This window comes from Inquilinus sp. OTU3971 (assembly GCF_038440215.1).
This window is the reverse complement of record NZ_JASATH010000242.1, coordinates 1-10,699: the sequence shown is the minus strand read 5'-3', so window position 1 is coordinate 10,699 and position 10,699 is coordinate 1. Positions and strand designations below refer to the sequence as shown.

The following is a 10,699-nucleotide window of genomic DNA, read 5'->3' as shown; positions in this document are numbered from 1 at the left end:
CCCCCCCCCCCCCGGGGGGGGGGGGGGGCGGCCTCCGTGTCGCAATCGAGTCCGGAGGTCGCGCCGCCTCAATCCTCGACGAAGCTGCGCTGGAAGGCGTGGACCAGCGGGTCGACCGCGTATTGCAGGGCGGTGCGGGTGCCGGTCTGGATCGAGGCCTCGGCCGGCATGCCGGCGGACAGGTTGACCTGCGGCGCCACCTGCTTCAGCAGGGTCGGGTCGACCTCGACCTTGGCCAGGAAGTAGGAACGCCGGGTCTGCTCGTCCTGGGTGCTGTCGGCGGCGACATAGATCACCTTGCCGTCGATCCGCGGCATGTTGCGCTGGTGGTAGGCGGTGAAGCGGATCAGCGCCGACTGCCCCTCGCGCACCGTGTCGATGTCGTTCGGCTGCACCTGCACGTCGATCACCAGCCTCTCGTTCTTCGGCACGATCTCCAGGATCGGGGCGCCCGGCTGAATCACGCCGCCGAGCGTGTGGTACTTCAGGTTCACCACGATGCCGTCGACCGGCGCCACGATCCGCGTGCGGCCGACCACGTCGCCGGCGGAGCGCATCTTCTCCTCGAGCTGGGCCAGCTCCTTCTGGGTGGTGGAGCGCTCCTCGGCGATCTTGTCGCGGAAGTCGCTGTCCAGCGCCAGCATCCGCATCTGGCTTTCGCCGACGGTCTGCTCGGCCTTGGCGATGGAGGAGATGTCGGACGCCTTCTGGCCGATGATCTGGGCCTGGGCGCGCTGCAGCTGCAGCAGGCGGGTCTTGCGCTCCAGCCCCTTGGCGACCAGCGGCGCGACGCCGTTGATCTCCTCCTGGATCAGGCCGAGCTGGGTGTCGGACGAGGTGATCTGGGCGCGCAGCCCCTCGATGTCGGCGCGGCTCTGCTGGACGCGCTGCTCCAGCACCGATTTCTGGCCCAGGATCGACTCGCGGCGGGAGGTGAACTGCTCCTCCTGCGCCTTGACCAGGGCCGCGGCGACCGGATTCTTCGCCGCCTCGTCCAGCACCTCCTGCGGCATGACGAGCGACGCCGCGCCGGCCTGCTCGGCGTCGAGCCGGGTCAGCGCCGCGATGTCGGCCAGGCGCTGGATGCGCACCGAATCGAAGGTCGCCAGGTCGCGCGTCGAATCCAGCACCAGCAGCGTGTCGCCGGCCTTGACCTCGGCGCCGTCCTTGACCGCCAGCTCGCGGATGATGCCGCCCTCGAGATGCTGCACCGTGCGCTTGTTGCCCTCCGGGCTGACCACGCCCATAGCGATCGCGGCGCTGGCCAGCGGGGCCACCGCGGCCCAGGCGCCGAAGCCGAAGACGAAGACGCCGATCACGACGCCGCCGATCAGGCTCAGGCGGTTCAGGCCGTACGCGTTGCGCTTCAGCGTCGCCGGTGTGTCATCCAGCGGAGCGGGCAGGCGGGGGCTGCTGCGGACGGCCGGCGGCAGTGGCTGTCCAGGCTCCTGAGGGGTAAGCGACATTTTCCGAACTTCCCTTTGGCGCCGGCGTCGTGTCGGCGGCACGTGGTCCAGCGATGCGGGCCAGAACCTCGGCCCGCGGTCCAAGCAAGGCGATCTCGCCGTCGCGCATCACCAGGAGGCGGTCGGCATCGGCCAGGATCTGCGGCCGGTGGGCGACGATGACCACCGTCGTGCCCTGGGCCTTCAGCCCGGCGATCGTGCCCATCAGCGCGGCCTCGCCATCCGCATCGAGGTTGGAGTTGGGCTCGTCCAGCACCACCAGCTTGGGCTGGCCGAACACGGCGCGGGCCAGGCCGACGCGCTGGCGCTGGCCGCCCGACAGCGGCACGCCGCCGTCGCCGATCGGGGTGTCGTAGCCCTGCGGCAGCCGCACGATCATGTCGTGCACGCCCGCCAGCTGCGCCGCCGCCACCACCTGCTCGGAGTCGACCTGGCCCATGCGGGCGATGTTCTCGGCCACCGTGCCGGGGAAGATGTCGACCACCTGCGGCAGGTAGCCGAGATGCGGCCCCAGCGTCTCCGGCGACCATTGCCCGAGATCGGCGCCGTCGAGGCGGACCGCGCCGTCGGTCGGCGGATAGATGCCGCACAGCAGGCGGCACAGCGTGCTCTTGCCCGAGGCCGAGGGGCCGACGACGCCCAGCGCCTCGCCGGCCGCGATCTCGAAGCTGACGCGCTTGATGATCGGGGCCTTGCCCTGCGGCGCCACGAAGACCAGCTTGTCGATCTGCACCTTGCCCGACGGTGGCGGCAGGGTCAGCCCTTCCTTGCGCTTCGGCAGGGCGGACAGGATCTTCTCGATCGATTCATAGGATTGGCGGGCGCTGATGAACTGGCGCCAGGAGCTGATCGCCTGCTCGACCGGGGCCAGCGCGCGGGACAGGATCATCGACCCGGCGATCATGCCGCCCGAGGTCAGCTCGCCCTTCAGCAGCAGATAGGCGCCGACGCCCATCACCAGGCTCTGCACGAAGATGCGGACGAATTTCGAGGAGCCGCCGATGATCGACGACAGGTCGGCGCCCTTCTCCTGGCCCTGCAGCGCCGCCTCCTGGTCCTTCCGCCAGCGGGTCAGCAGCGCCGGCAGCATGCCCATGGCGCGCACCGTCTCGGCGCTGCGGATGGCGCCTTCGGCCTGGCGCTGGGCGGTGACCTGCAGCTTGTTGGCCTCGGTGGTCGGGCCGCGCAGCATCTTCTCGTTGGCCAGCGCCAGCCCGAACAGCACCAGGGCGGAGATCAGCGCGGTGACGCCGAGCAGCCAGTGCAGCATGAACATGACGATGATGAAGACCGGCGCCCAGGGGGCATCGAACAGCGGCCCGATCGCCGGGCCGCCGATGAAGGCGCGGATCTGCGACAGGTCGCGCAGCGCCTGGCCGCCCACCGGCGCGCCCAGCACGGCGCCGTTGACCCCGGTCTCGACCAGCGTGCCGGCGAGCTGGCGCTCGAACCGGGTGCCGATCCGGGCCAGCAGGGCCGAGCGCAGCCCGTCGATCCAGCCGAGGATGATGAAGGCGAAGCCGGCGACCAAAGTCAGGAAGACCAGCGTCTCGACATGGGCGCTGCCCAGCACCCGGTCGAACAGCTGGTAGGAGTAGAGCGGCGAGACCATCACCAGCAGGTTCATGACGAAGCTGAACCCCGCCGCCACGAGGAACCAGGGTCTGACGGATCTCAGGGCCTGGCGGGCGGCGCTCGGCGGTGTCGATTCGGTCTTCGCCATAATCTTTTGTCCCCCGTCGGCGTGCCCGGGCCCCACAGCCCGAGGCCGACATCTATATACCGGCATATACTGATCGAGAAGCAGAGCGGCCCGCTACCGGAAAGCGAACTGGACTCCCTCAAGGACCCGTAATTGAATAAATCATTCCGAGCTTTGTAACTGTGTCACAGGTAACACCCATTGTCCCGACAGATTCAGTGAGGGGCGTGGCAAAATTCTGACCATTTCAAGACCGATCCTTCCCCCTTGGCGGCAGGCCCCGACGGAGTCTAGGATGGTCCCAGCATGGAACAAAGAAGCAACATGGACTCCCTGGCCCGGCTGCAGACGGCGCAGGTCACGCGCGGGGTGCGCCGCTGGTTCGCCGCCGCCGGCCAGGCCAGCCTGCCGGAATTCGGGCTGCCTGACGGCCGCCGCGCCGACATCCTCGCGCTCGACGGGGCGGGCGGCATCACCCTGGTCGAGGTCAAGGTCTCGATCGCCGATTTCCGCGGCGACCGCAAATGGCCGAACTACGCCGCCTATTGCGACCGCTTCTGCTTCGCCGTGCCGGAGGATTTCCCGCAGGAGCTGATCGGCCCGGAATGCGGCCTGATCGTCGCCGACGGCTTCGACGCGGTGCTGCTGCGGCCGCCGCCGGAGCACCGCCTGCCGCCGCCCCGGCGCAAGGCGCTGGTGCTGGAGTTCGGCCGGGTCGCGGCCCAGCGCCTGCACCTGCTGGAGGACGAGGGCGCGCTGGTCGGCTGGCGCGGCACCGGGGCGATCTGAACCCCGCGAACGATGTCCCGGGGTCCTGCAGGCCGCAGCCGGCCCCGTCAGTGCGACTTGGCGACCTTGCGGCCGGCGCTCCTCGGGGCGGCCGTGCTGGCCCGCAGCAGCAGCTGGTTCGGCAGCGTCGTCTTCAGCGGCGGATCGGCGGCGTCGCCGTCCAGCAGCTGCAGCAGGATCTCCGCGGCCTTGGCCCCGAGGCTCGCCGTCGGCTGCCGCAGCGTGGCCAAAGGCGGCTCGCAGAAAGCGCCGACCGGAACGCCGTCGAAGCCCAGGATGGACAGGTCGCGGGGCACGGCCAGGCCCTGCGACCGGACCGTGCTCATGAAGGCGATCGCGGCGTCGTCCCAGCAGGCGACCGCCGCCGTCGGGCGCGGCGTCAGCGCCAGATAGGCCCGGGCGGCGTCGACGCCGCTCGGGAAGCCGTCCTGGAACGCATGGCCGCCGCCGTGGCGGACCACCGCCCGGTCGGGCAGGCCGGCCGCCGCCAGCGCCTCGGCCAGCCCGCCGAACCGCTCGGCCTCGTGATAGCTGCCCTCCGGCCCGGCGATATAGAAGAACGACCGGTGGCCGAGGCCGATCAGGTGCCGCACCCCCTCGCGCATGGCCTGGCGGTCGTCGGCGATCACGCTCGGGATCCCGGCGGCGCTGCGGTCCTGCAGCACCGACACGATCGGGATGCCGGCATTGGCGAGCGACCGCTGGCCATGCGGCGGCAGCTCCGCGGCGCCGATCAGGATGGCGCCGCGGACGATGCCGCCGACCGCCAGGTCGGGAATGTGCTGCTCCGCCGCCGCCGATCGGTTGCGGCCGGCGATCAGCAGGCTGAAGCCGTTGTCCGAGAGGGTGGAGGCGACGCTCTGCAGCACCTCGGGGACGATCTGCGAGGCGCCGTTGGCGATCGCCGGCTCCGACAGGATGGCCATGACGATGTTGGACGTGCCGACCCGCAGGTTCCGGGCGGCGGCGTTGGGGACGTAGCCGAGCTGCTCGACCGCCGCGACGATCCGGCAGCGCGTCTTCTCGTTGACCCGGCCGGGATCGGCGAGGGCGCGGCTGACCGTCGATGTCGCGACGCCGGCCAGCCGCGCGACATCGCGCATGAGGGGTCCGAACGTCTGACTGTCCCGGAGCCGCCTGGCCATAATCCTGCGCGATCTTTCCCATTTGCCGCCGGCCATGCGGTCCCGCGGCGACGTGCCGTCGCGAGCAACCGGGGGCCGATACGCTGGAGCGAAAGCCATTCCATTAGACCCGGGAAAAAGCTGTTGCAAAGGGCGGTAACGTTGCCATTATCCGGCAATCGATTGCCGTTCCGTGCCGCCCGGCTCCGCCGAACTGCCGTGGCACGCCGGCTCCGGGCAGTTGCCGGGCGGTGGAGTTCGAAGACGGCCGCCAGGGCGTCTATCTCGAGACCACCGGCGACAAGACCGTGGATGCGATCATCACGGTCTATGCCGACCACGCCCTCACGGCAGCGGATTTCGTGCTGTGATCATCAGCAGCCCGGGGGGCGCTGCGCCCCGGGCTGCTGTTCCATCGCTCTCGGAACGCCGCGGATTCCCTGAGAATCCGCCGGTTAACACAATGTGCAATTGTGTTAACCGGCGATTCTGGTTCATGATACGTTCTATGAAGAAGGCGCACTCCGTCTCCACCCCGCAGCCCGCCGCACCGGACCCCGATCGGGCCGATGCCGAGCGGGCCGGGCGCATGCTCGACCGGCTGGCCGAGATGGCGATGGAGCGCGCCGAGGCCATGCATGCCGCCTCCCTGGCCGCGATCAAGGCCGGCGACGCCGCCACGGTCAAGGACCTCGAACTCTCCCTCGACCGCGTCGCCCGCGGCATCCGCCACACCCTGGCGCTCAAGGCCCATTTCGCCCGCAAGCGCCGCGAGGCGGCGGACCAGGCCGCTGCCGAAGCCCGCGCCCAGGCCGAGGAGAAGGTGCGGCGCCGGCGGCAGGTGGCCCGAATCGTCACCAGCTCGATCACCACCGACCCCAACTTCGACGACGGCGAGAGGCTGTTGGCCACGACCGACATGTGGGGGCGGCTGCTGGAGAAGGAGGACATCGACGCCGCCCTCGTCTTGGCCGAGCATCCGATCGAGGAGATCGTCCTCCGCCTCTGCCGAGACATGGATGTCCAGCCCGAATTCATCCTGATGGCCGACCCGCACGCCAAGGCCCAGGCGCCGGCCAAGGACGCCAGCGCGAACGACGAGCACGGGCTGCGCTTCTGGCCGCGCACCGGGCGGGACTACGCCCGCTACTCGCGCCGCCGGTCCATCATGGGCGGCCCGTTCTATTGGTTCGACAACGACACCAGCACCCGGCTCGACCGGCCGCCCTGGGAAGACGACCCGGACGACGAGCCGGACGACGACGCAGAGCGAACGCCGGACGACGGTTGATCGCCGCCGCGGCGCCCCCTGCCAGTCGTTTCACCCGCCCCAGCCTTCCACTCTCCCTCCCCTTGCGGGGCGGGGATGAGTCCGCGCTCGAACGGCCTGTTGGGGAGATTGGATCGGACGCGCGCGGCGGCCAGCCGGTAGGATGCGCGATTAACAACGCAGTATGCGTTCGGGTGGTTCCCGTCGCGCGCAAATCCATGTATGTCGTGGGGTCGCATCGGGCCGCGTCGTCCAGCCTTGCAACCCCGAATCAGAGTGGCGCTATGCTGAGAACCCGTCCTCGCAAGTTTGTCCTCGGTGCCGTGGCCGGTCTCGCCATGGCGGCCGGCGTCGTCCTGCCGGGAACGGCCTCGGCGCAGAACGTGCAGTACATCTCCTCCAGCCGCGACTGGCACGCCTTCCAGTTCAGCGAGAACGGCGGCAAGGCCTGCTACATCGCCAGCAAGCCGACCAAGTCCGAGCCCGCCAATGTCCGCCATGGCGACGTCTTCATCCTGGTCACCAACCGGCCGGCGGAGAAGCAGAGGAACGTGGTCAGCCTGCAGGTCGGCTACACGCTGAAGCAGGGCGCCGACGTTGTCGCCACGATCGGCGGCAAGAACTTCCAGCTGTTCACCGACGGCAACACCGCCTGGTCGCGCGACGCCGCGGCGGATGACGCGCTGGTCAATGCGATGAAGGCGGGCTCGACCCTGACGGTCAAGGCCACCTCCTCGCGCGGCACCGGCACCAACTACACCTTCTCCCTCGCCGGCATCTCGGCGGCGCTGGGCGAGATCAACAAAGCCTGCGGCGCCTGACCGCACTTCCCTTACCCCCGCAGTCGTCAGATCGCATCCGTTGATGTAAAACAGCGCGGCCCCTTCCCTTGGTGAGGGGCCGTCGCCATTTGAAGGCCCGTCCGAGAATGCGCTGGGGCGAGTCGGCTGGTGGTGAGGTCGAGAACCGGCGCGCAGCGGACATTGGTCCGTGAGCACCGGAAGCGGAGACATCGCCGCCAGACGGCCGCTCCAGTAGCATTATCGGACGGGCCGACAGGGCCTTCCGGAGGTCCCATGGGTATCGAAACGCACGCCACCACCTTTGCGCCGCCGGCGCCCCGCGCCGACGGCCGCATCAATCTGGTCGGGCTCGACCGTGCCGAGCTGGCGGAGACGCTGGCCGGCCTGGGCGAGCCGGCATTCCGCGCGCGCCAGCTGTTCGGCTGGATGTACAAGCGCGGCGCCACCGATTTCCAGGCGATGAGCGACATGGCCAAGGGCCTGCGCGCCAAGCTGGCGGACGGCTTCGCCCTCGACCGGCTGCAGGTGGTGCGGCAGCAGCAATCCTTCGACGGCACCCGCAAATGGCTGGCCCGGACGGCAGACGGGCAGGAGATCGAATCGGTCCACATCCCGGAGGAGGACCGCGGCACGCTCTGCGTCTCCTCCCAGGTCGGCTGCACCCTGACCTGCAAGTTCTGCCACACCGGCACCCAGCGCCTGGTGCGCAACCTCGAGGCGTCGGAGATCGTCAGCCAGGTCATGCTGGCCCGCGACATCCTCGAGGACTGGGGGCGGGAAGGGGATGACCGCCAGCTCACCAACATCGTCATGATGGGCATGGGCGAGCCGCTGTATAATTTCGAGAATGTGAAGCGCGCGCTGAAGCTGGTGATGGACCCGGAGGGCATCGCCCTGTCGCGCCGCCGCATCACCCTGTCGACCGCCGGGGTGGTGCCGATGATGAAGCGCTGCGGCGAGGAGCTGGGCGTCAACCTGGCGGTGTCGCTGCATGCGGTGACCGACGAGCTGCGCGACCAGATCGTGCCGATCAACAAGAAGTACCCGGTCAAGGAGCTCTTGGACGCCTGCCGCGAATATCCCGGCGTCAACAACGCCCGCCGCATCACCTTCGAATATGTGATGCTGAAGGACGTCAACGACACCCCGGCCGATGCGCGCCAGCTGGTGCGCATCCTCAAGGGCATCCCGGCGAAGATGAACCTGATCCCCTTCAACCCCTGGCCGGGCGCGCCCTTCGAATGCTCGACGCCCGACGCGATCGAGCGCTTCGCCGACATCCTGATGGAGGCCGGCTATGCCAGCCCGATCCGGACCCCGCGTGGCAGCGACATCCTCGCTGCCTGCGGCCAGCTGAAGTCCGACAGCGTGCGCCAGCGCGCCTCGGCCCGCGCCGCCGTCACGCCAGCGGCCGCTGTGCATTGATCCACCGGGGCTTCCGCTCAGCATGACCCTCGCCGAATTCTTCCAGACCCCGGGCGCCTGGGCGCTGCTCTTCGCCCTGCTGGCGATGCCGGCGCTGGCCCGCATGCTGGGCCGCGCCGGCCTGGCCCGCGGCTGGGCCCTGCTGGCGCTGGTGCCGCATGTCGGCGTCATGCTGGTCTTCGCCGTGCTGCTGTTCCGGCGCTGGCCGGTGGTGGCGGCGCTGGGGGAGGGGAAGCGATGAGCGATGTGCTCGAGGCGCTGTCGTCGTTCTACGGCCCCGGCTGGATGGCGTCCCTGCCGCATTGGGGCGCCAACCTCGTCATCGGCGTCTACATCGTGCTGCTGATGAGCTTCGCCGCCTATGCGCTGGTCAAGGCGCGGGTGACGCCGCTGTGGTCGATCCTGCTCCTGGTGCCCTATCTCGACGTGATCGTGCTCTGGGTCATCGCCTTCATCCGCTGGCCGCGCATCGACGGGCCGCGGCCGCATATCGTGCATCGGGGATGAGGGGCCGCCGCCTCGGACTGGCCCTCGCGCCGGCCCTGGCCTGGTTGTTTCTCCTGGCGTCCCCCGCCGTCGCTGCGGAGGCCGACATCCGCGGCTGGGACAGCCTGACCTGGGGCATGTCCGCGCAGCAGGTCGACGCGGCTCTGCCGCAGGCCGTGCCGCTGTCGCCGCCCTGGGATTTCGGGCCGCTCTATGCCGAGCGCATGGTGCAGAACGTGGTGGTCGGCGGCATCGCCTTCGATCTGGTGCCGGAGCTGGCGCGCCAGGACGGAAGGCTGGTCCAGATCCTGTTCGAGCGGCGCCCGCCGATCCCCGGCCCGGAGGAGCTGCAATCCTTCGTCAACGACCTGCACGCCCGGCTGGGCCCGCCGGCCGAGAACTGCGTCGTCGAATCCGGCCTGGTGACCCGACTGTGGCGCTTCCCCTCGGCCCAGGTGGCGCTGACCGCGGTCGACTTCTCCGCCGACGGCAGCCGCGGCCGGCTGCAGCGCCTGCTGCTGCGCTACACGGCCGCCGACCATGCACCGGCCTCGCCCTGCGAACGGAACAAACCCAGACCATGAACGTGATGGCAACGGAAACGCTTCATTCCGCGGCGATCGCGGTCTAGGGTCGAAGCGCCAACGAACGCCGCAATTCCCTCTCCGCCCCATCGGGAGCCAAGAGAATGAGCAATTCCGAGTACACGCCGCCGACTGTCTGGACCTGGGACAAGCCGAGCGGCGGCCAGTTCGCCAACATCAATCGTCCGATCTCCGGCCCGACGCATGACAAGGCGCTGCCGGTCGGCCGCCATCCGTTCCAGCTCTATTCGCTGGCGACGCCGAACGGCCAGAAGGTCACGATCATGTTCGAGGAGCTGCTGGCGGCCGGCCACAGCGGCGCCGAGTATGACGCCTGGCCGATCAAGCTGGACGGCGAGCAGTTCGGCAGCGGCTTCGTCGAGATCAACCCGAACTCCAAGATCCCGGCGCTGGTCGACCGCAGCGGTCCGACCCCGATCCGGATCTTCGAATCCGGCGCCATCCTGGTCCATCTCGCCGAGAAGTTCGGCGCCTTCCTGCCGAAAGCGGGCGCCGAGCGCGCGGAAACCCTGTCCTGGCTGTTCTGGCAGATGGGCAGCGCGCCCTTCCTCGGCGGCGGCTTCGGCCATTTCTACGCCTATGCCCCGACCAAGATCGAATACGCCATCAACCGCTACGCCATGGAGGCCAAGCGCCTGCTCGACGTGCTCGACCGGCGCCTGGCCGAGACCGAATACGTGGCCGGCGACCAGTACACCATCGCCGACATGGCGAACTGGCCCTGGTTCGGCGGCCTGGCCCTGGGCCGGGCCTATGGCGCGGCGGAGTTCCTGGACGTGCAGAGCTACAAGAATGTGCAGCGCTGGGCCAAGGCGATCGACGCGCGGCCGGCGGTGAAGCGCGGCCGCATCGTCAACCGGCTCAGCGGCGACCCGTCGGAGCAGCTGCATGAGCGCCATGACGCCGGCGACTTCGCGACCCGGACCCAGGACAAGCTCGCGGCCCAGGGCTAGCCGCCAAAAAGAAGCGCCCCCCCCCCGCCCGGGGGGGGGGGGTGGGTTCGGCCGCGGCGGGGAGCACAAATGGGAG

The 10,699-nt window shown here is 69.6% G+C and carries 11 protein-coding genes; 8 read left to right on the top strand and 3 right to left on the bottom strand.

The genetic code is table 11. The features are described 5' to 3' along the window. Positions 1-68: 68 nt before the first annotated feature. Both AAHM41_RS35980 and AAHM41_RS35975 read right to left on the bottom strand, forming a co-directional pair. Positions 69-1,466, bottom strand: coding sequence for an HlyD family type I secretion periplasmic adaptor subunit (locus AAHM41_RS35980; protein WP_342241448.1), 1,398 nt, complete (start codon positions 1,464-1,466; stop codon positions 69-71). Further along, the gene (locus AAHM41_RS35975) at positions 1,384-3,189 is read right to left on the bottom strand and encodes a type I secretion system permease/ATPase (protein WP_342241447.1); all 1,806 of its coding nucleotides are present in this window, start codon (positions 3,187-3,189) and stop codon (positions 1,384-1,386) included. The genes AAHM41_RS35980 and AAHM41_RS35975 overlap by 83 nt, the downstream gene beginning before the upstream one ends. A gap of 285 nt (positions 3,190-3,474) precedes the next feature. Here AAHM41_RS35975 and AAHM41_RS35970 point away from each other — a divergent pair, with 285 nt between their 5' ends. Beyond that, positions 3,475-3,957, top strand: a complete 483-nt coding sequence (locus AAHM41_RS35970; protein ID WP_138887453.1) for an MmcB family DNA repair protein — start codon at positions 3,475-3,477, stop codon at positions 3,955-3,957. A 47-nt stretch (positions 3,958-4,004) separates the two neighbouring features. Here the strand turns inward: AAHM41_RS35970 and AAHM41_RS35965 are convergent, their stop codons facing one another. After that, positions 4,005-5,060, bottom strand: a complete 1,056-nt coding sequence (locus AAHM41_RS35965; protein WP_342241446.1) for a LacI family DNA-binding transcriptional regulator — start codon at positions 5,058-5,060, stop codon at positions 4,005-4,007. A 529-nt stretch (positions 5,061-5,589) separates the two neighbouring features. On the opposite strand from AAHM41_RS35965, the gene AAHM41_RS35960 reads away from it, so the two are divergent. The 7 genes from AAHM41_RS35960 (at position 5,590) to yghU (ending at position 10,623) form a co-directional block, all read left to right on the top strand. Then, positions 5,590-6,372, top strand: a complete 783-nt coding sequence (locus AAHM41_RS35960; RefSeq protein ID WP_342241445.1) for a hypothetical protein — start codon at positions 5,590-5,592, stop codon at positions 6,370-6,372. Between the two features lie 263 nt (positions 6,373-6,635). Continuing rightward, positions 6,636-7,172: an invasion associated locus B family protein gene (locus AAHM41_RS35955; RefSeq protein WP_342241444.1), complete on the top strand. Its 537-nt coding sequence runs from the start codon at positions 6,636-6,638 to the stop codon at positions 7,170-7,172. 255 nt (positions 7,173-7,427) lie between these two features. Continuing rightward, the gene (rlmN, locus tag AAHM41_RS35950) at positions 7,428-8,579 is read left to right on the top strand and encodes a 23S rRNA (adenine(2503)-C(2))-methyltransferase RlmN (protein WP_342241443.1); all 1,152 of its coding nucleotides are present in this window, start codon (positions 7,428-7,430) and stop codon (positions 8,577-8,579) included. A 22-nt stretch (positions 8,580-8,601) separates the two neighbouring features. Further along, entirely contained in the window at positions 8,602-8,820 is a 219-nt protein-coding gene (locus tag AAHM41_RS35945; RefSeq protein WP_342241442.1) for a hypothetical protein, read from the top strand. Then, positions 8,817-9,086 (top strand): hypothetical protein, encoded by a 270-nt coding sequence (locus AAHM41_RS35940; protein WP_342241441.1) that lies wholly within the window; start codon positions 8,817-8,819, stop codon positions 9,084-9,086. The genes AAHM41_RS35945 and AAHM41_RS35940 overlap by 4 nt, the downstream gene beginning before the upstream one ends. Continuing rightward, positions 9,083-9,649 (top strand): hypothetical protein, encoded by a 567-nt coding sequence (locus AAHM41_RS35935; protein WP_342241440.1) that lies wholly within the window; start codon positions 9,083-9,085, stop codon positions 9,647-9,649. The genes AAHM41_RS35940 and AAHM41_RS35935 overlap by 4 nt, the downstream gene beginning before the upstream one ends. A 104-nt stretch (positions 9,650-9,753) precedes the next feature. After that, complete coding sequence (yghU, locus tag AAHM41_RS35930) at positions 9,754-10,623, top strand: glutathione-dependent disulfide-bond oxidoreductase (protein ID WP_342241439.1); 870 nt, start codon at positions 9,754-9,756, stop codon at positions 10,621-10,623. Positions 10,624-10,699: the final 76 nt, after the last annotated feature.